Origin of the sequence: Lentzea nigeriaca, from assembly GCF_016907955.1 — a bacterium.
In the GTDB taxonomy this organism is placed as follows: Bacteria; Actinomycetota; Actinomycetes; order Mycobacteriales; family Pseudonocardiaceae; genus Lentzea; species Lentzea nigeriaca.
On record NZ_JAFBCX010000003.1, the window covers coordinates 384002 to 403398 of the forward strand.

The 19397-nt window shown below is 70.4% G+C and carries 22 protein-coding genes; 7 read left to right on the forward strand and 15 right to left on the reverse strand.

What is annotated here, in order from left to right:
• Positions 1-86 precede the first annotated feature (86 nt).
• Positions 87-1487, forward strand: a complete 1401-nt coding sequence (locus JOD27_RS12750; RefSeq protein WP_307830101.1) for a protein adenylyltransferase SelO — start codon at positions 87-89, stop codon at positions 1485-1487.
• Positions 1487-1882 (forward strand): tRNA (N6-threonylcarbamoyladenosine(37)-N6)-methyltransferase TrmO, encoded by a 396-nt coding sequence (gene tsaA / locus JOD27_RS12755; protein WP_204762395.1) that lies wholly within the window; start codon positions 1487-1489, stop codon positions 1880-1882. The genes JOD27_RS12750 and tsaA overlap by 1 nt, the downstream gene beginning before the upstream one ends.
• On the opposite strand, the gene JOD27_RS12760 is transcribed toward tsaA, so the two are convergent.
• The gene (locus JOD27_RS12760; RefSeq protein WP_204762396.1) at positions 1879-2178 is read right to left on the reverse strand and encodes a hypothetical protein; all 300 of its coding nucleotides are present in this window, start codon (positions 2176-2178) and stop codon (positions 1879-1881) included. The two genes, tsaA and JOD27_RS12760, sit on opposite strands and share 4 nt — an antisense overlap.
• Positions 2179-2581: 403 nt before the next feature.
• Here JOD27_RS12760 and JOD27_RS12765 point away from each other — a divergent pair, with 403 nt between their 5' ends.
• Positions 2582-2815 (forward strand): hypothetical protein, encoded by a 234-nt coding sequence (locus JOD27_RS12765; protein ID WP_204762397.1) that lies wholly within the window; start codon positions 2582-2584, stop codon positions 2813-2815.
• A 1-nt stretch (position 2816) separates the two neighbouring features.
• On the opposite strand, the gene JOD27_RS12770 is transcribed toward JOD27_RS12765, so the two are convergent.
• Positions 2817-4649: a transketolase gene (locus JOD27_RS12770; protein WP_204762398.1), complete on the reverse strand. Its 1833-nt coding sequence runs from the start codon at positions 4647-4649 to the stop codon at positions 2817-2819.
• A gap of 3 nt (positions 4650-4652) precedes the next feature.
• A complete protein-coding gene (tal, locus tag JOD27_RS12775; protein ID WP_204762399.1) occupies positions 4653-5732 on the reverse strand; it encodes a transaldolase in 1080 nt (359 codons plus the stop codon).
• Between the two features lie 56 nt (positions 5733-5788).
• Here tal and ctaD point away from each other — a divergent pair, with 56 nt between their 5' ends.
• Complete coding sequence (ctaD, locus tag JOD27_RS12780) at positions 5789-7540, forward strand: aa3-type cytochrome oxidase subunit I (RefSeq protein ID WP_204762400.1); 1752 nt, start codon at positions 5789-5791, stop codon at positions 7538-7540.
• Here the strand turns inward: ctaD and JOD27_RS12785 are convergent.
• The 4 genes from JOD27_RS12785 to JOD27_RS12800 are packed head-to-tail and all read right to left on the reverse strand — an operon-like array spanning position 7521 to position 9968.
• Positions 7521-8378 carry an NmrA/HSCARG family protein gene (locus tag JOD27_RS12785; RefSeq protein WP_204762401.1) on the reverse strand — a complete coding sequence of 286 codons (858 nt, stop codon included), beginning with the start codon at positions 8376-8378 and terminating at the stop codon, positions 7521-7523. The genes ctaD and JOD27_RS12785 overlap by 20 nt on opposite strands.
• Positions 8379-8429: 51 nt before the next feature.
• Positions 8430-8984, reverse strand: a complete 555-nt coding sequence (locus JOD27_RS12790) for a hemerythrin domain-containing protein (protein ID WP_204762402.1) — start codon at positions 8982-8984, stop codon at positions 8430-8432.
• A complete protein-coding gene (locus JOD27_RS12795; RefSeq protein WP_204762403.1) occupies positions 8981-9640 on the reverse strand; it encodes a hypothetical protein in 660 nt (219 codons plus the stop codon). Before JOD27_RS12795 ends, JOD27_RS12790 begins: the two co-directional genes overlap by 4 nt.
• A gap of 1 nt (position 9641) precedes the next feature.
• Positions 9642-9968: a plasmid stabilization protein gene (locus tag JOD27_RS12800; RefSeq protein ID WP_204762404.1), complete on the reverse strand. Its 327-nt coding sequence runs from the start codon at positions 9966-9968 to the stop codon at positions 9642-9644.
• Between the two features lie 83 nt (positions 9969-10051).
• Between JOD27_RS12800 and JOD27_RS12805 the strand changes: the two genes are divergently transcribed.
• From JOD27_RS12805 to JOD27_RS12815, 3 genes are read left to right on the forward strand one after another with little or no spacing between them, the layout of a single operon-like run.
• Positions 10052-11236, forward strand: a complete 1185-nt coding sequence (locus JOD27_RS12805) for a cytochrome P450 (RefSeq protein ID WP_204762405.1) — start codon at positions 10052-10054, stop codon at positions 11234-11236.
• Positions 11233-12027, forward strand: a complete 795-nt coding sequence (locus JOD27_RS12810) for an SDR family oxidoreductase (RefSeq protein WP_204762406.1) — start codon at positions 11233-11235, stop codon at positions 12025-12027. Before JOD27_RS12805 ends, JOD27_RS12810 begins: the two co-directional genes overlap by 4 nt.
• Positions 12027-12623 carry a flavodoxin family protein gene (locus JOD27_RS12815; RefSeq protein ID WP_204762407.1) on the forward strand — a complete coding sequence of 199 codons (597 nt, stop codon included), beginning with the start codon at positions 12027-12029 and terminating at the stop codon, positions 12621-12623. The genes JOD27_RS12810 and JOD27_RS12815 overlap by 1 nt, the downstream gene beginning before the upstream one ends.
• Here the strand turns inward: JOD27_RS12815 and JOD27_RS12820 are convergent.
• The 8 genes from JOD27_RS12820 to JOD27_RS12855 all read right to left on the reverse strand — a co-directional run bounded on the left by JOD27_RS12820 (position 12533) and on the right by JOD27_RS12855 (position 19377).
• On the reverse strand, positions 12533-13111 hold the full coding sequence (locus tag JOD27_RS12820) for a phosphatase PAP2 family protein (RefSeq protein WP_204762408.1): 579 nt from the start codon (positions 13109-13111) through the stop codon (positions 12533-12535). The genes JOD27_RS12815 and JOD27_RS12820 overlap by 91 nt on opposite strands.
• Before the next feature lie 200 nt (positions 13112-13311).
• Entirely contained in the window at positions 13312-13983 is a 672-nt protein-coding gene (locus tag JOD27_RS12825; protein WP_204762409.1) for an SDR family oxidoreductase, read from the reverse strand.
• Positions 13983-15245 carry a D-glycero-beta-D-manno-heptose 1-phosphate adenylyltransferase gene (gene rfaE2, locus JOD27_RS12830; protein ID WP_307830102.1) on the reverse strand — a complete coding sequence of 421 codons (1263 nt, stop codon included), beginning with the start codon at positions 15243-15245 and terminating at the stop codon, positions 13983-13985. The genes JOD27_RS12825 and rfaE2 overlap by 1 nt, the downstream gene beginning before the upstream one ends.
• Positions 15246-15256: 11 nt before the next feature.
• Positions 15257-15832 carry a D-sedoheptulose-7-phosphate isomerase gene (locus JOD27_RS12835; RefSeq protein ID WP_204762411.1) on the reverse strand — a complete coding sequence of 192 codons (576 nt, stop codon included), beginning with the start codon at positions 15830-15832 and terminating at the stop codon, positions 15257-15259.
• Positions 15829-17028, reverse strand: a complete 1200-nt coding sequence (locus JOD27_RS12840) for a glycosyltransferase (RefSeq protein ID WP_204762412.1) — start codon at positions 17026-17028, stop codon at positions 15829-15831. Before JOD27_RS12840 ends, JOD27_RS12835 begins: the two co-directional genes overlap by 4 nt.
• A complete protein-coding gene (locus tag JOD27_RS12845; protein ID WP_204762413.1) occupies positions 17025-17894 on the reverse strand; it encodes a glycosyltransferase in 870 nt (289 codons plus the stop codon). The genes JOD27_RS12840 and JOD27_RS12845 overlap by 4 nt, the downstream gene beginning before the upstream one ends.
• Entirely contained in the window at positions 17891-18865 is a 975-nt protein-coding gene (locus JOD27_RS12850) for a glycosyltransferase family 9 protein (protein WP_204762414.1), read from the reverse strand. Before JOD27_RS12850 ends, JOD27_RS12845 begins: the two co-directional genes overlap by 4 nt.
• Positions 18862-19377, reverse strand: coding sequence for a D-glycero-alpha-D-manno-heptose-1,7-bisphosphate 7-phosphatase (locus tag JOD27_RS12855; RefSeq protein WP_204762415.1), 516 nt, complete (start codon positions 19375-19377; stop codon positions 18862-18864). Before JOD27_RS12855 ends, JOD27_RS12850 begins: the two co-directional genes overlap by 4 nt.
• Positions 19378-19397 lie beyond the last annotated feature (20 nt).

Here is a 19397-nt window from a genome sequence, read left to right on the forward strand (position 1 = left end):
GACGGCGGTCCTGACCTGATCGGGTGATGCCGACGTCCACTTCGGACTCACGCACGGGTTTGGCGCAGCCAGGTACCGTTGAGGCCGTGAGCATCAGCCTGAGCAGCGACTTCGCACGTGCCGTGCCGGAGATGGCGGTCGCCTGGGAGGCGGCGCCGGTCGAGGAACCGGTCCTCCTCGTCCTCAACGAGCCGCTGGCGAAGGAACTCGGCCTCGATCCCGCCTGGTTGCGCTCCGACGGCCTGCCGTTCCTCGTCGGCAACGAGGCGCCGGGCGTGGCCCAGGCCTACGCCGGCCACCAGTTCGGCGGCTACTCCCCCAGGCTCGGCGACGGCCGCGCGCTGCTTCTCGGCGAACTGACGCACGCCGACGGCCGCCTGCGCGACCTGCACCTGAAGGGCTCCGGCCGCACACCGTTCGCCCGCGGCGGCGACGGGCTGGCCGCGGTGGGGCCGATGCTGCGCGAGTACGTCGTGAGCGAGGCGATGAACGCGCTCGGTATCCCGACGACCCGCTCACTGGCCGTCGTGGCCACCGGCGCCGTCGTGCACCGCGAGACCCCGCTGCCGGGAGCTGTGCTGGCGCGGGTGGCTTCGTCGCACCTGCGGGTCGGCAGCTTTCAGTACGCCCGCAACACCGGTGACCACGACCTGCTGCGCCGCCTCGCCGACCACGCCATCGCCCGCCACTACCCCGGCAGCAGCCACGTGGAGCTGTTCGAGCAGGTCGTCGCCGCGCAGGCAGCGCTCGTGGCGCAGTGGATGCTCGTCGGCTTCATCCACGGCGTGATGAACACCGACAACATGACGATCTCGGGCGAGACCATCGACTACGGCCCCTGCGCGTTCATGGAGGCCTACGACCCGGCAACGGTCTACAGCTCCATCGACCACCGCGGCCGCTACGCGTTCGGCAACCAGCCGATCGTCGCCGAGTGGAACCTCGCCCGGCTCGCCGAAGCCCTGTTGCCGCTCTTCGCCTCCGACGAGGACCAGGCGGTCTCCGTGGCGGTGGAAGCACTCGGCACGTTCGAGGGGCACTTCGAACGCGCCTGGATGGGCGGCCTGCAGGCCAAGCTCGGCGTTGCCGGTGACGTCGAACTGGTGAAGGACCTGCTCGCGCTGATGCACGCGAACCACGTCGACTTCACGTTGTTCTTCCACCGGCTGTCCGCGGCCGCACGGGGTGACGCGGAGCCCGCGCGGTCGCTGTTCCTCGACCTCGCCGCGATCGACGGCTGGATCGAGCGGTGGCGTGCGCTCGGACCCGACGCCGACGCGATGGACAAGGTCAACCCCGTCTACGTCCCGCGCAACCACCTCGTGGAGGAGGCGCTGGCGGCGGGGTCCGCCGGTGACCTGGGTCCGCTGGAACGACTGCTGGACGCGGTGACCGCGCCGTACGGCGAACGGCCCGGCCTGGAATACTTCGCCGCACCTGCGCCGCAGGACTTCAGTGCCACCTACCAGACCTTCTGCGGGACCTGATGAAGCTGCTGCCGATCGGCCACGTCGAATCACCCCTGCTCGACCGCTCGTCCGCCCCGAAGCAGGGCGACGAGGGCGCACCGGAGTCGTGGCTCGTCTTCGCCCCGGAGTACGCGCGAGCGATGCGCGAACTCGCCGCCGGGCAGGACGTCCTGGTGCTGACGTGGCTCGACCGCGCGGACCGGTCGGTGCTGGCCGTCCATCCGCGCGGCGACGCGGACCGGCCGGAAACCGGCGTGTTCTCCACGCGGTCGCCGGACCGGCCGAACCCGATCGGGCTGCACCGGGTCCGGATCCTCGGCGTGGACGGGGTGAAGGTGCGGGTCGCCGATCTGGAGGCGATCGACGGCACGCCCGTCCTCGACGTGAAGCCGGTGCTCGGGTCCGAGCGCTAGTGCGGATCACGCGGGCAACCGCTGTCCTGCACCAGTGTTGAGGCCAGATCACCCTTGAACGGCAGTTCCCCGCACAACAACCGCGGTGTCGAGGTCGTGTCCGTGTTGCCCTGCAACACCAGCACGGCCTTGTCCGACGGGATTCGTGTGCTGGCACCGAACCCGATCGTCCCGGTGGCGCCCTGGATCGCGTTGTCCGGCCGGATGCTGCCGATGCCGGCGAGCAGTCCCTCCCGCACGCGGGCGCCGGGGTCGGTCCGGCGCACCTGCCGCACGCCTTCTGCCAGCACCTGCATCGCGTCGTAGGCCGCGGCGGAGCGGCCGTCGTTGAGGGTCTTGCAGTTCTTGCGGAAGACGTCGAGGTAGTTTTCCTGCCGTCCACCAACGCGAGCGCGACCCGGCGTCCGCGCGCGGTGGCCGGCCGGTTGGCCAGTGCCTCGAGCGGGCTGTCCGTGCCCGGCGGCCGGCGCAGGTGGATGATCGGCAGCGGCACGTCCCTTCCCGGCCAGCGCGGTCGGGACGCCAGCTGGTCGAGCAACTCCAGGAGTTCCAGCGCGCCCAGGAAGTTCAGGCCGCGGGACGAGCCGAGGTACCAGTCTTCGCGCGAGGTCATCCTGGACAGTGCGGAAATCCCGGAATTCGAGGCGGTGCGGAATCCGGGCTGGTGAGGGCGGGGTTCGCCGTGGGTATCCGGTAGGCATGAGCCAGCCAGTGCCGCCGCCGGAACCGCTGCCGCCCACCCCTGGGCCGGACCAGCCCCGGCCGCAGGGACCAGACCCGGATCCGCTGCCGCCGACGCCGGGCCGAGGCCCGGTGCCGCCGACCCCGGAACCGGACCCAGGACCATTGCCCCGCACACCGGGACCCGACCCGGACCCGCAGCCGCCCACACCGGCCCCGGACCCGGACCCGCAGCCGCCGGAACCGGTCTGAACTACGCCTTCACGAGTTGCCGAGCCGCCTCCACCACGGCCTCGGCGTCGATGTGCGCCGCGTGCAGCAGCTCCCCCGGTTTCCCGGACACCGGCATCGAGCTCACCGCGAGCTTGCGCACCGGCGGCCGAGCCTCGCACGCGGCCAGCGCGTCCAGCACGGCGTCACCGAGCCCGCCCTCGGGCCAGTGGTCCTCGACGGTGAGCACGGCACGTGTCTGCGACGCGGCCTGCACCAGCGTGTTCCCGTCGATCGGCTTGATCGAGTAGCAGTCGATCACCCGTGCCCGGATGCCGTCGGCCTCCAGCACGTCGGCCGCCTTCTCGGCCTCCCCCACGGTGATCCCGCACGCCACGATCGTCAGGTCGTCGTGATCGCTGTTGCGCAGCACCCTGCTGCCGCCGACGCGGATGTTCTCGTCCGGCGACGTCCGCACCGGCGTCTTCCCGCGCAACGTCCGCAGGTACGAGATCCCCGGCAGCGAAGCCATTTCCGAGACCAGAGCCGCGGTCTGGTTCGCGTCGGACGGGTGCAGCACCGTGGAGCCGTGGATGGCGCGGAACATCGAGATGTCCTCCAGCGCCATCTGCGACGGGCCGTCCTCGCCGATCGACACCCCGGCGTGCGAGCCGCACAGGCGGAGGTCCGCGCGGGAGATCGCGGCCATGCGGATGAAGTCGTGCGCGCGGGTGAAGAACGCGCCGAACGTCGACGCGAACGGCACCCAGTTGCGGGCCTGCATGCCCACGGCGGCGGCGATCATCTGCTGTTCGGCGATGAACATCTCGAAGTAGCGGTCGGGATGCGCCTTGGCGAAGAGCTCCGACATGGTCGAGTTCGAGACCTCGCCGTCCAGCACCACGACGTCCCCGCGCAGCCCGCCCAGTTCGGCCAGCGTCTGCCCGTACGCCTGGCGGGTCGCGACCTCCTCGCCGATCTCCCAGCGGGGCAACGTGCCGCCGTTGGTGGCGAAGCGATGCGGCGTGCCGGGTGTGGGCGTCTTGACCGTCACGGCCAGCGAACGCGCGCCGCCGAGCTCCTCGACGGCCTCCGCGGGCTCTTCCAAAGGCTTGCCGTGCTTGCCCGGCTGATCCTCCACGGCCTTCACACCGCGGCCCTTGTGGGTCTTGGCGAGGATCACGGTCGGCCGGTCCGTCACGGACGTGGCCTGGGCCAGTGCGGCGTCGATGGCGTCCAGGTCGTGGCCGTCGATCGCGATGGCCTTCCAGCCGAACGCCTCGGCGCGGGCGGCGTAGCCGTCGAGGTCCCAGCCGAGCATAGTCTCGCGGGTCTGGCCGAGGCGGTTGACGTCGACGATGGCGGTGAGGTTGTCGAGGCCTGCCCAGCCCGCGTGCTGGAACGCCTCCCAGATCGAACCCTCGGCCATCTCCGAGTCGCCGCAGAGCACCCACACGCGGTACGGCAGCGCGTCGAGCTTCTTGCCCGCCAGCGCCAGGCCCACACCGACGGGCAGACCCTGGCCGAGCGAGCCGGTGGCCACGTCGGTCGGTGGGATGCGGGGTGTGGGGTGGCCTTCCAGCCGGCTGCCGAACGTGCGGAAGCTCAGCAGTTCCTCGTCGGTTATGGCGCCCGCCGCCTTGAGGATCGCGTAGTACAGCGGTGAGGCGTGGCCCTTGGAGAACACCAGGTGGTCGTTGGCGGGGTTGTCCGGGTTCGCGTAGTCGAGCCTCAGGTAGCCGTCGAGCAGCACCGCCATCAGGTCGGCCGCGGACATCGACGACGTCGGGTGACCGGAGCCGCCCGCGTCACTCGCGCGGATCGAGTCGACCCGGAGCTGCTGGGCGAGTTCGTGGCGGAAGTCGTTGTGGGGCAAGGGTCACCTCCGGGCTGGGTGGGCGGTCAGGCTGTCCAGGAGCTGCTGGTAGGAGTCGGCGAACTTGCGGACGCCCTCGCGTTCGAGGGTCTCGGTGACGTCGCGGTAGCTGATCCTGATCTCGGCGAACCTGTCGAGGACGCGGCGGGCGCCCTCGACGTCGCGGGTCAGGGTGTCGGCGATGCGGCCGTGGTCGAGGAAGGCCTCGATCGTCTTGCGCGGCATGGTGGTCACCGTCTCCGGTCCGATCAGTTCCTCGACGTAGCGCGTGTCGCGGTAGGCCGGGTTCTTGGTCGACGTGGACGCCCACAGGCACCACTGCGGGGTCGCGCCCGCACGGGCCAGCTCGTCCCACTCCTTGCCGGAGAAGATCTCCAGATACTGCTGGTAGGCGAGCTTGGCGTTGGCGATCGCGAGCTTCCCCTTGAGCACCTCGTGGCCCCGCATCGCGTCCAGGCGCTTGTCGGCCTCGGTGTCCACTCTGGACACGAAGTACGACGCCACCGACGCGACCTTGCTCAGGTCACCGCCGTCGGCGCGGAATCTGCGCAGACCCCTCAGATAGGCCTCGGCCGCGGCGCGGTGCCGGTCGAGCGAGAACAGCAACGTCACGTTGACCGGGATGCCGCGGGCGATCGACTCCTCGATGGCCGGCATGCCCTCCGGGGTACCCGGAATCTTCACGAACAGGTTCGGCCGGTCGATCAACGAGTGCAGCCGCCGCGCCTCGTCGAGCGTCGCCTGCGTGTCGTAGGCGAAGTTCGGGTCGACCTCCATCGACACCCAGCCGTCCTGCGGCGCGGTGCCCTTGCCGGCCAGCAGGTCGCAGGCGTTGCGGATGTCCTCGGCGGCGAGAGCGAGGAAGACCTCCTTCGGGTCGTCCTCGTCGAGCTCGCGTTTCTGGGCGTCGTAGGCGTCGCCGCTGCTCATGGCGTCCTGGAAGATCGTCGGGTTCGACGTCACGCCCAGCACGCCCGCCTCGACCAGGCCGGCCAGATCGCCTCCGCGGAGCAGGTCTCGTGACAACTGGTCCATCCACGGGCTCTGGCCGCGTTCGGCCAGGCCGTGCAGTGCGGTCCGCATGGCAAGTCCTCTCTCCTGGCCGTTTCCGGGTACCCGTGGCCGGGGTAGCCACACTCATGACCGCCCTGAAGCCGACGCCGGTGGTGCCGCATCCGGGCGTCGCACGCCGGCGTCCCAAAGGTGCCGTTTTCCTGTCTCTGCTGCGCACCACGGATCCCAAGCAGATCGGGATCCTCTATCTGGTCACGTCGTTCGCGTTCTTCATGGCGGGCGGCGTGATGGCGTTGCTGTTGCGCGCCGAACTAGCACGTCCAGGGCTGCAGTTCCTGTCGAACGAGCAGTACAACCAGCTGTTCACCATGCACGGCACGATCATGTTGCTGCTGTACGCGACCCCGATCCTGTTCGGTTTCGCGAACTTCGTCCTGCCGCTGCAGATCGGCTCTCCGGACGTCGCGTTCCCACGCCTGAACGCGTTCTCGTACTGGTTGTTCCTGTTCGGCGGCCTGATCGTGATGAGCAGCTTCGTGACGCCCGGCGGTGCCGCCGACTTCGGCTGGACCGGCTACACCCCGTTGTCCAGCGCCGCCCACGCTCCCGGCATCGGCCCGGATCTGTGGATCATGGGGCTCGCTGTATCCGGCCTCGGCACGATCCTCGGCGCGGTCAACATGACCACCACGATCGTCTGCCTGCGGGCACCAGGCATGACCATGTTCCGGATGCCGATCTTCACCTGGAACATCCTGGTGACGTCCGTGCTGATCCTGCTGGCGTTCCCGATCCTGACCGCCGCGCTGATGGGTCTCGCGGCCGACCGGCACCTCGGGGCGCACGTGTTCGACCCGGCCAACGGTGGGGTCATCCTCTGGCAGCACCTGTTCTGGTTCTTCGGTCACCCCGAGGTCTACATCGTGGCGTTGCCGTTCTTCGGCATCATCACCGAGGTCCTGCCGGTGTTCAGCCGGAAACCGCTGTTCGGCTACAAGGGGCTGGTGTTCGCGACGTTCGCGATCGGCATGCTGTCGGTCGCGGTGTGGGCGCACCACATGTTCGCGACGGGCGCGGTGTTGCTGCCGTTCTTCTCGCTGATGACGTTCCTGATCGCGGTGCCGACCGGGATCAAGTTCTTCAACTGGGCGGGCACGATGTGGCGCGGGCAGCTCACGTTCGAGACACCGATGCTGTTCTCGATCGGGTTCCTGGTGACGTTCCTGCTCGGCGGCCTGACGGGCATCCTCCTGGCGTCACCGCCGCTGGACTTCCACGTCACCGACACGTACTTCGTCGTCGCGCACTTCCACTACGTGCTGTTCGGCACGATCGTGTTCGCCACCTACGCGGGCATCTACTTCTGGTTCCCGAAGATGACCGGGCGGATGCTCGACGAGCCGCTGGGCAAGCTGCACTTCTGGACGACGTTCCTCGGCTTCCACGGCACGTTCCTGGTCCAGCACTGGCTGGGCAACCAGGGCATGCCGCGCCGGTACGCCGACTACCTGCCGAGCGACGGGTTCACGTTGCTCAACACGATCTCCTCGATCAGCGCGTTCGTGCTCGGCGCGTCCGTGCTGCCGTTCCTCTACAACATCGTGCGCAGCTACCGGCACGGCGAACCGGCAGGACGCGACGACCCCTGGGGCTACGGCAACTCGCTGGAGTGGGCGACCACCTCTCCCCCGCCGCGGCACAACTTCCTGGAACTGCCGAGGATCCGGTCCGAGCGGCCCGCGTTCGAGCTGCACTACCCGCACATGGTGGACCGCATGCGCGACGAGGCCCACTTCTCGATCCTGCGGCGCGGCCACCACACTCCGCCCGACGAACCGACGGAGGACACCCTCGCCTCTACCGAGCGCGAGAGCTGAGCCATTCGCGCACGGTTTTCGCGGACGGCACGATCGCGCGCGTCTCCGCCGGATCGACCTCGACCGGGTTGTCGTGCAGCCAGCGCCACATCGTCAGCAGGTCGTCACCGACGAACCGGCGGAACAACCGGATCGGCATCGGGAAACGGCGTGGCGGCCTGCCGAACTCCGCACGCCACAGGTCGCGGCACTCGTCGATGCTGCGCACGTCGGAGGCCAGCGACAGGTCCGCGCCGACGAACCGGTCCGGCTCGGCGAACGCCCGTGCGGCGATCGCACCGAGGTCGTCCGCGCACAGCCACACCAACGGGCGATCGCCGCCGATCAGCTTCGGCATGAGGTGCCACATCGACACCGGCGGGTAGAAGTCCTTGTCGGTCATCAGTTCCATGAACGCCGTCGGCCGCAGCACCGTGAGCGGAAGGCCCAGTGACTCCAGGTGGGCCTTGATGACCACTTTGGACTCCCACTGCGCGACACCGGTGCCCGATTTCCCGACGCCGGCGGACCCGTACACCACGTGCCGCACGCCCGCCTCGGCGGCGGCGTCACCCACGTTGCGGCCCTGCGCGAGCTCGCCGTCGTGCCCGCTGATCATCGGGTTCTGCACGGTGAACACGCCGTGTGCCCAGGCGAACGCGGGCCGCAACGTGGCGACGTCCGCCATGTCCGCCCGCACCACCTCGGCCCCGGCCTCGGCCAGCCGCCGCGCCTTCGCCGACGACGGGTCGCGGGTCAGGGCCCGCACCCGCCAGCCCGCCGCGAGCAGGTGCCGGGCGACGGCGCCGCCCTGGCGACCCGTCGCACCGGTGACCGCGACCATCCCGGAATCGTCCATGGCAGGCCTCCTGGCCTGCTTATCGTCTCCGATTCCAGTCCATTACGACTGTCAGGAACCGGCCTTCTGCATCTCGCGCTGCAGCTCGGACTTGCTCATCGACGAGGCGTTCTGCAGCCCGAGGTTGCGAGCCTGCGCGAGCAGTTCCTCCCGGCTCGCCTGGCCGGGGATGTCGCCGAGGTGGTCGGCCCGCACGTGAGCGAACTTCTCGCCGAGCTCGTGCCGGCGTTCCTCGCTCAGGCGGCGCTTCATGCCCGGCAGGACCGTCTTCTCCTCTTCCTCGACGTGGTGGGTGACGGCCTCGACGACCTCGCGCAGCTTGGCGTCGTACCGCGGCGAGTCGTACTCGCAGTCGAGCAGTTCGGCGAGCAGACGCTCGGCTTGGGCGTGCTCCTCCTGGCTGTGCTCGACCTCGTCGGACTCGTCCGCCTCCTGCTTGGCGACCGGGTAGACCTCGGTCTCCTCGGCCCTGCTGTGGGCGACGAGCAGGCCGCAGAGCACCGGGGTCAGCAACGGCCGTTTCTCCGGGCTGTTCTGCAACTCCGCGAACAGGCGCTCGACTTCGCGGTGGTCCTGCATGATCAGGTCGACGACGTCGTACTTCACGGTGGTTCTCCTTCGGTTCTGGGATATCGCGTGGTGATGGGCGCGAGGCCGCGTCGCCCGATCCGGCCGAGCACCACGCCGAACGCGCTGATCACCGTCACGGCCACGGCGGCGCCGATGACGATCGACCACGTCAGCCCGGCGCCGAGCAGACCGGAGGCGGCACCGGCGATGGCGCCCGCGACGAGTCCGTTGACGAGGTTCACGAGCCCGGACACGCCCAGCGCGGTGCCGATGAGCCGCGGCCGCCTGGCCTTGGGCCAGCCGGTCTGCCCGGCGTCGGCCTTGACGCCGGCCGTGTCGTCGTGCATCTGCCGCACGAAGACGTCCCTTGTGGACGGTTCGAGGTCGCCGTAGACGTGCCGGATGCGGTTGATCCCCAGTCCCGCCTGGACGTCCTCGATGGTCAGTTCCATCGTGCGGAACAAGGTGGCGAGGCCGATCAGGAACAGGCCGGTGAAGATCACCAGCATCAGGGTCAGCAGCACCCGCGGCGGCACGACCTGGGCGACGAAGCCCAGCGCGATCATCGACGCCGAGATCGTGGTGAGCAGATGGCCCGCCCGGCTCGCCGCGTCGGTGATCGTCGCGGTACGCGCCATTTGCAGCGTGTAGTGCTCGGCGGTGAGGATGGTCAGGGCCGAGGGCTTGTCCACGTCAGCGTCCGAGGGCGTTGGCGAGCTCCTTCTTCGTCATCGTCGAGCGGCCCTTGATGTTCTTCTTCTTGGCCTCGTTGTAGAGCTGTTCCTTCGTCGGCCCCTTCGGCCTGTTCGTACCCGACCGCTGGCCGCCGCGCTTCTGCGGCGACATGTCCTTCGTGGAGGACTCGCTGGCGGTCTTGGACTCGCCGGACTGGGCGCGGTTCTTGTTCACCGTGCGCGCGGCGATCTCCTTCGCCCGCTTGGGCGAGGCGCCACGGCTGCGGGCGGAGTCCTTGATGTGTTCGTACTGGCGTTCACGTTTCGCGTTCGATCCCGCGGGCATCACGACCTCCTGGTTCGAGCTGACCCGCGAATACCCCCGGTCAGGGCGGTTCACACCAGCGTCACCGGGGGTAGCCGGAGGGCATGGCGATCTCATCACGACTCGACACCGCCCGAGTGTTCTCGACGGTGCTGCTGCCCACGCTCGCGAAGGGCGTCATCGTCCGCAGGCCGGGCGTGATGGCCCTGTCCGAGAAGCTGCAGGCCGACGGCACGGCGATCGACACGATGCGGCACCTGCGCGACCGCTACGGCCCGGAGCCGGTGCGGCTGCGCATCACCGGCCGCAGTGTCGCGATGCTCGTCGACCCGGCTGACGTCGGCCGGTTGCTGGCCGAGTCGCCGGAGCCGTTCGCGCTGGCCACCAAGGAGAAGAAGGCCGCGCTGAAGCACTTCCAGCCGCACGGCGTGCTGATCTCCGAAGGCACGTCCCGGGAACGGCGCAGGGAGCTCAACGAACGCGCGTTGCGGCCGGAGAATGTGCCCGTCGACGCGATCGTGCGCGACGAGGCCGACCTGCTCACCCGGCACGTGATGAACACCGGTGAGCTGACCTGGGACGCGTTCGCCCAGGCGTGGTGGCGGGTGGTGCGCAGGATCGTGCTCGGTGACCACGCCCGCGACGACGAGCAGTTGACGGATGACCTGAAGGCGCTGCGGGAGAACGCCAACTGGGCTTTCCTCCATCCCAGGCAGCGTGACCTGCGGGAACGGTTCCAGCGCAGGCTCGACGAGCACCTCGACCGTGCGGAGGAGGGCAGCCTGGCCGCCCAACCGGGTGATCTGTCCGGGCAGGTGCCGCACTGGCTGTTCGCGTTCGACGCGGCCGGGATCGTCACGATGCGAGCGCTCGCGATCGGTGGCCGCGGCACGCACGGCATCCTCGAGTCGGCGCGGCTGTGGCCGACGACGCCGGTGATCCTGCGGGAGAGCACGAGGCCCACCCGCTGGCACGGCACGTGGCTGCCGGCGAACACCGAGTTCGTCGTGTTCACGCCGTTCTTCCACCGCGACCCGGACCGGCTGCCGTTCGCCGACGAGTACGCGCCGGACATCTGGGACCGCCCGCTCGATCCGGCGATCGTGCCGTTCAGCGGTGGCCCCGGCGTGTGCCCCGGCCGCGACCTCGTGCTGGCCACCGGCAGCGCGATGCTGGACGCGCTGAGCGAGCACCTCGCGTTCCCGAAGCTCACCGCACCGCTGCCGAAGACGCTGAACCACTTCGGGTTGCGAATGCACGCCACCCCCACGGGTACTCGCGTCTCATGAACGCACCCTTGTACGCCGTAGTGACAGGGTCGGACTCCGGTATCGGCAAGGCGATCGCCGTCGCGCTGGCGGGCGGCGGCGTGGACGTGGGCATCACGTACCACGAGGACGCCGACGGAGCCGCGAAAACCGCTGACCAGGTACGAGAGGCGGGCGCGCGCTGCGGCGTGCGGCAGCTCGACCTCACGGACCTGCCCACCGCGGCGGCCGTCGTGGACGAGCTGGCAGAGGAACTGGGCGGCGTCGACATCCTGGTGAACTGCGCGGGCACCGGCACCAGCCAGAAGGTCATGGACATGCCGTTCGACACCTGGCGCGAGGTGATCTCGGTCGACCTGGACGGTGCGTTCCTGTGCTGCCAGCGCGCGGCCAGGCACATGATCGACGCCGGGCGCGGCGGCCGGATCATCAACATCACCTCGGTCCACGAGCACCTGCCACGCGTCGGCGCCGCGCCGTACTGCGCCGCGAAGGCCGGGCTCGGCGCGTTGACCGAGGTGCTCGCGCTCGAACTGTCCGAGCACGGCATCACCGTGAACTCCGTGGCACCCGGCGAGATCTCGACGCCGATGACCGGCCAGGAGGACGTCGACCCACGCACCCAGCCCCGTCCGGGCGTGCCGCTCGGCCGTCCCGGTCACGCCGCCGAGGTCGCGGCCGTCGTCGCGTTCCTCGCCACCCCGGCCGCCAGTTACGTGACCGGAGCGTCGTTCGTCGTGGACGGCGGAATGTCCCTGATGGGCCCGCAGGCGAGCGGAATGCTCGGCGACGAGAAGTGGAGGCAGCCCTGATGCGTGCCGTGGTGCTGAACTGCACCCTCAAGAAGTCCCCCGACCAGTCCAACACCGACATGCTCGCCCAAGTCGTGATCGACGAGCTGACGAAGAAGGACGTCGACGTCACCACGTACCGGCTCGCGGACCACACCATCCCGCCCGGCGTGACGACCGACCTCGGTCCCGGCGACGAGTGGCCGCGCATCCACGCTTCGTTGCTGGACGCGGAGATCCTGGTGGTCGCGACGCCGACGTGGGTCGGGCACCCGTCCTCGCTCGCGCAACGGGCGCTGGAGCGGATGGACGCGATGATCTCGGAGACCGACGACGAGGACCGGCCGGTGGCCTACAACCGCGTCGCGGGCGTCGTGGTGACCGGCAACGAGGACGGCGCGCACCACGTCATCAGCGAGATCGCCGGCGGGCTCGGCGACATCGGCTACACGATCCCCGGCCAGGCCTGGACGTACTGGAACCGCGGCCCTGGCCCCGGCCCGAGCTTCTCGGAGACGTCCGAGGGTCACGAGTGGTCGGAGAACACCGGCCGCACCATGGCCGCCAACCTCCACGCAGTGGCCCTCGCCCTGGCGGAGCGCCCGATTCCCGCCTGAGCCAGCGCGACGACCGCGCCGATCAGCAGTCCTCCCAGGACGTCGGTCGGCCAGTGCACGCGGGTCCGCAGGCGGCTGTAGGCGACCAGCAGCGCCAGCGGCGTCACGAGAACAGCTGCTTCCTTGTCCTCCAGCGCGGTGGCGGTGCCGAACGCGGCAGCCGTCATCGCGTGCTTGGACGGGAACGACGACGAGTCCGGGTCTTCCGGCAGCGCCCTTCGCGCGGGCAGGTGCGCGGACGGCGGCCTGCGGCGGTGCACGACCAGACTGACCAGGTGCCCGATCGGCAGCGCCACGGCAGCCGCGGTCAAGGCCTTCTTCGCCGCTCTTCCCTTGCCCGCCAACGTCATCAGGCCGGCGACCGGCACCCACAACGCGCCACCCCGTGCCATGACGCTCACGGCGATGATGATCGGGTTGGGACGTTCGGACGGCAACGCGTCACTGTCGCGCAGGGACTCCTCGTCCAGCTCGTTATCACCGAACATGCTGCTTTACGTACCCAGAACACGTGATCGGAGAAACCAGGGCCTGTATCGAGGTCCCGTTCGATGAGACTCGCGCCGGAAGTGGTTTCTGGTGGTGCGGCCGGACGGCTCGCATACCGGTGTCGTATGTGGGCCGCCGGCCGTGCCGCCAGGGGCCGCCTCAGGCCCGACTATCGCGAACATGGACCTCGATAGAGGCGCTAGGGCCAGGACGGTTCCTCGCTGTGCGCGATCACGAGTTCGCGGATCTCACAGCCGGGCGGCTGGCTGAGCGCGAACACGATCGCGGCCGCGACGCGGTCCGGCGGGTTGAGCTTCTCCAGGTCCTTCGGCCGGTACTGCTCGGTCCTGTCGTCGAAGAAGTTCGTCCGCATCCCGCCGGGCACCACGAGCGTGACACCGGTCCGGCCCGCGGTCTCGGCGGCCAGTGCGCGGGTGAACCCGACGACGCCGAACTTCGAGGCGCAGTAAGCCGTCGCGTCGCTGACGGCCCGCAGCCCGAGTGTGGACGCGACCGTCACCACCCGGCCGTTCTCCAGGTGCGGCAACGCGGCACGGACCACCGCGACGGTGCCGAAGAGGTTGACGCGGACGACGTTCTCCCACTCCTCGGCCGGTACCTCGGCGAGCGTGCCGCACCGGTCGATGCCCGCCGCCGTCACGACACCGCTGAACCTGCCGTACCGCTCCGCCAGCTTCCGGACGGCCGCTTCGGCCGCTCGTCCGTCCGCCAGGTCGACCAGCTCGAACTCCGCCGTGGACGGCGCGGACTTGTCCAGCACCAGCGGTGTTCCGCCGGCCTCGCGCACCGCGTCCACGACGGCGGCACCGAGCCCGCCCGCGCCACCGGTCACCAGCACGTTCCCCAGCATCAAGCCCTCCTCGACAGGATCTCGGTCGTCGAATGTCCCCGGTGGTACGGCACGACGACGGTCCGGCCGCCCCAGCGCCGCACCACCGCGGCCTCTGGCAGCAGGTCGGCGTTGTAGTCGCCGCCCTTCACCCACACGTCCGGCCTCAACCGGCCCAGCACGTGTTCCGGGGTGTCCTCGCCGAACACGACCACGTCGTCCACCGACTCGAGGGCGCGCAGCACCTCGATGCGCTCGTTCTGGCCGTTGACCGGCCGCCCCTCGCCTTTCAGGCGCCGCACCGACAGGTCGGAGTTGAGGCACACCACCAGGCAGTCCCCCAACGCGCGTGCCGCCGCCAGCATCCGCACGTGACCCGGATGCAGGACGTCGAAACACCCTCCGGTGGCGACGACGGTTCCGCCACGCCTCCTCACCTCGTCCACAGTGGACGGCAACGGTGCCCGCATGCCCGAAACACCGCCGTGCGCCAGGAACTCGGCCGAGGCCGCCACCGCATCGGCCACGGCGTCGTCCGGCGCCGCGCCGCCGGCCAGCCGAACCGCTGCCGTCACGGCGAAGCGATCCCCGGCACCACACGGATCGGCGACTGGAACGACGGGCGCGGGCACCGCGATCGGCGTCCCTCCACAGTGGAGCACCGCGCCGTTGCCGCCCAGGGTCACCACGACCGCCCGTGCCTTCCACCCGGCCTGCAGCCTGGCCGCCGCCTCGTCGGGATCGGCCGTGCCGCTGAACGCTGTGGCCTCCGGCAGGTTCGGGGTCGCGAGCCGCACGCCGGGAACCGGAGCCGGTCCACGCGGATGCGGATCCCAGACCACCGGGACACGCGTGAGCACCGAGCGAAGCCGTTCGTCGCGAAGCAACCCTCGTCCGTAGTCCGACGCCAGCACGAAGTCGGCCGACAGCACGACGTCGAGCATGTCGTCGGTGACCTGCGGCGCCCCGGACCCGCCGCCGCGATCCATGCGGGCCAACGACGTTCCGCCGCACCGCAACCGGGTCTTCACCGGCACGGCGTCGGCACGCCCGAACACCGAGGGAACCCCGATCAGCGACCGCAGCCGGTCCCCCGCCTCGTCGCCGGACAGCGCGCTGACCAGCGTCACGTCCACACCGTCCCGTGCGGCCATCGTCGCCGCCAGCGCCGCACCGCCGGCTCGCGGGTGCTCGGCGGAGACGTCCAGCACGGGTGCGGGAGCGTCCGGGCACAGCCTGCTGACGGTTCCTTCCACATCAACGTCGAGCAGTGCGTCCCCCACCACGACCACCTTCACGACGCCCTCCGGTAGGCCGAGGGCAGCGCTGCCTCGAAGGCCTCGCACAACGCGTGCACGACCACGAGCTGTGCTTCCTGCACGTGGCACGGATCGCCCGGCAACGCCAGGGTGTCGTCGGCCAGCGAGGCCAGCGGGTTCGGCAACGGCCCGGTCAGCGCCCACGCGCTCGCTCCCGCCAACCGGGCCGCGTGCGCTGCCTCCAGCAGGTTGGGACTGCTCCCGCTGGTCGACAGCAAGATCACCACGTCGCCGGGCCTGGCGTGCGCGGTCACCTGGCGCGCGAACACCTGGTCGTAGCCGTAGTCGTTGGCGATGGCCGTGACGCTGGACGTCTCGGAGCACAACGCCAGTGCGGAGAACGCGGCGCGGTCGTGCCGGTAGCGGCCGACGAGCTCGGCGGTCAGGTGCTGGGCCTCAGCGGCCGATCCGCCGTTGCCCGCGGCGAGCAGCCTGCCGCCGTCGGTGAGCAGGCGGGCGAGCTGCGCGCCCCAGCGGTTGATCCGCGAGGATTGAGCACGGAGACCGGTCAGCGTGTCGGTCAGTCCGGCGAGGTGGCTTTCGACGGTCACTGCGCCACCGCCAAGCCGTCGCTCACGCACACCCGGCGGTAGACGAGCTCGGTGCGCGCCGCGACCTCGTCCCAGGTGTACCGGGCGTCCACCCGGTCCTGTCCCGCGATGCCGTACGCCATGCCGCGCGAGCGATCGGTGAGCAGTCTGCGCAGCACCCGGCCGAGAGCCTTCGGGTCACGTGGCGGGGTCAGCACGCCCGTGACGCCGTGGACCACGGTGTCGGTCAGACCGCCGACGGCCGACGCGACAACCGGTACACCGCAGGCCATTGCCTCCAACGGCACGATGCCGAACGGCTCGTACCAAGGCACACAGGCCACGACGTCCGCGGAACGCAGCAGTGCGGGCATGTCCGTGCGTGCGACCTGCCCGATCAGGTGCACGCGGTCCGACACTCCGTGTGCCTCCGCGCAGGCGAGCAGTCGTTGCGCCTCAGGATCATGGCGGAGGTCGGCCGAGCCGCCCGCGATCACCAGTTCGGCGTCCGGCACCAGTGCCAGCGCGGCGATCAGGTCGTCGAACCCCTTGCGCGGCACCAGCCTGCCGACCGACACGATCCGGGGTTGCGCGGTCCGCGGCGCCACCGGGCCGACCGACTCGAACAGCTTCGTGTCGACCCCGCACGGCACGACCGTGATCCTGTTCCGCTTCAGCCCCATCGCGACCAGTTCCTCGACCTCGTCGTCACACGTGGCCGCGATGGCGTCCACCTCGCGGCCGACGAGCCGTTCGATGGCGATCCGGTCGGCCGGGCTCGTGTCCTGCGCGCCCTGGTAACGGCGCTTGACCGTGCCCAGCGCGTGGTAGGTGTGCACGACGGGGACGCGCTCCCGCCGCGCCGCCAGCACCGACGCGAGCCCCGACATCCAGAAGTGGCTGTGCACCACGTCCGGCGGCTGGTCCTGCCAGTCGTGCATCAGGAACCGGGAGAAGTCCGTCATGTGCGGAAGCAGGTCGTCCTTGGGAATCTGCTTCGCCGGCCCCGCGGGCACGTGCACGACCTCGTAGCCGTCCGGAGTGTCGACGCGCCGCGGCAGACCGCGGGCGTCGCGCCGTGTGTAGACCGCGACCTCATGACCACGTCGCACCAGAGCCGCCGCGAGCGCGGCCACGTGGACGTTCTGTCCTCCCGCGTCGGCACCCCCCAGAGCCGCGAGCGGGCTGGCGTGCTCCGACACCATCGCGATCCTCATCCGATCACCTCCTTCAGCAGCACGTCCCAGTTGCGCAGGAACGCATCGAGCCCGTACCGGGCCAGCGCGAATTCGCGGGCCCGTTTCCCTTTCTCGTGCGCGAGAGCCGGATCCGAGACGAGCTCCCGCGCTGCCGCCGCCAGCTCCTCCACGTTCGTCGAGATCGCGCCCACCTCCGCGGACACCGCACGTGACGCCTCCGTCGAGGCGAGCGCGACCACCGGCATGCCGATGTGCATCGCCTCCAGCAAGGAGAGCCCCAGCGACGTCCAGCGCGCGGTGTGCACGTAGACGCGGCGACGGGCCAGTTCCCGGTGCAGGGCCGGAAGGTCGTGGTCCCCCAGGCCGCCGATCTGCTCGGTCCCCATGCCGAAGACGTCGATCGGCTCGAACCGCGGCAGCAGGTCGGTGCCGACGATCCGGCCACGCCGGACCGGTTCGTTGATCACCGCTGCCGCGCGCGGAAGCTCACCGGTGTAGAGCGGACCGGGATCGACGACGCCGTGCTCGATCACGACGGTCCTGGTGGTGCCGCAGTCCCACATGAGGTCGTTGAAGTGCGTGACGTGGACGATCGTGCCGTCCCAGCCGGCCAGCGGGTGTTCTTCGCCTGGTGCACTCGGTGTGTTGTGCTCCAGGTACACGACCGGAATGCCGACCGGTACCTGCGAAAGCTCCTCGACCCGTTGCACGATCGCGATGTCAGCTCCCGCAGCGTCCACTTCGGACAGGCCAACCTCGGTCGCCGTCCACGGCCTGCCGGCGAGCCCGATGCCGTCCGGCGGGCCGGGGATCAGGTAGTCGTGACCACCCTGGACGAACGCGTGCGTCCACGAACCGTGCACATGCCACAGCAGGATCCTCATGCCGTCACCTCCGCAACCGCCGCGACGACCTCGGCCGGGTCGATCAGGTCGAGGCACGGGTGGCCGGCCACCGGGCACTCGCGGGCCCTGGTGCCGGCGCACGGCGCGTTCTGGTCGCCGAGCAGCACGTGTTTGCCGTGCGGTGCCCACCTGGACGCCGGAACGACCGGGGCGAACAGCGACACGACAGGGGTGCCGACCGCGGCCGCGAGGTGGGCGGGGCCGGTGTTGCCGACGACGACGGCGTCGGCACCGGCCAGCACCCCTGCCAGCTCGCGGAAGCTGGTGCGCCCGCCGAGATCGTGTCCGCACGCGCCCGCGACGTGCTCGGTCAGCCCGGCCTCGGCCGGACCTCCGGTCACGACGACGCGGTACCCGGCCGCGGTCAGGGCGACCACGGCTTTCGCCCACCGGTCGGGCGACCAGGTGCGGGCGGGCGCCGTCGCACCGGGGTGCACCACCACGTACGGATGGCTCAGTTCGGTCCTCGGCGGGTCGACGACGGCGAGACTGCTGTCCGACGCCGGGAAACCCGCGGCTCGCGCGACCTCGAGCGCTCGTTCCGCCTCGGGGATGTCCGGGTCGTCACGCAACCGGACGTCCAGCAACGAACCGGGGTAGTCGACCGACCGCGCGACGATCTTCGGCACGCCCGCCAGCCGCAGCACGAGGGCCAGCGGCAACGGGCTCTGGTGGAACGACGTGAGGATCAACGCCACGTCGGCGCGAACGCCGTGCAGCAACGCCGTCATGGCCTCGACGTCGAACGGCCGGACTTCGGGCGCCGGGTTCGCGATCCACGGGCACTCCCACTCGACGATCCGGGTGATGCCGGGCAGCAGCTCCGCGGCCTGAACACCGCCGGGACCGCACAGGAAGACGACCTCTCCCGCCGCGGCGGCAGCGCGCACAGCGGGTCCGGACAGCAACACGTCTCCGTCGCTGTCGAGCCGGGCGATCAGGGTCCTCACCGGATCATCCCCAGCACGCCGTGCAGGTCAGGGGCGGTGTGCGGTGCGCGTTCGATCTCCTCGGGCCTGGTCACCTCGGTCGGCACCAGCACGGGCACCGCACCGGCGGCCTCTGCCGCGGCCACGTCCGCCCCGATGTCCCCCACGACGAGCGTGCGTTCCGGGCGGACGCCGAGCGCCTCACACGCGGAAAACACCAGGCCGGGGGCCGGTTTGCGGCACGCGCACCCCTCGTCGGGGTGGTGCGGGCAGATCTGCCAGGTGCCGAAGCGGCCCAGCAGCTCCTCGACCCGTGCGTTCACCGCGGCGACCTGCGCCTCGGTGAGCAGGCCGCGGCCGATGCCGGACTGGTTGCTCACCACACCGGTGCGCACACCGTGGGTGCGCAGGTCCCGCAGGATCTCGCGGGCACCCGGCATCGGTGCGACGCGCCGGGGGTCACCGTTGTACGGAACGTCGCGGATGAGCGTTCCGTCCCGGTCGAAGAGCACCGCGTCGAAGGCCTGGTCCATAGAGGAGATTTAGCCACCAG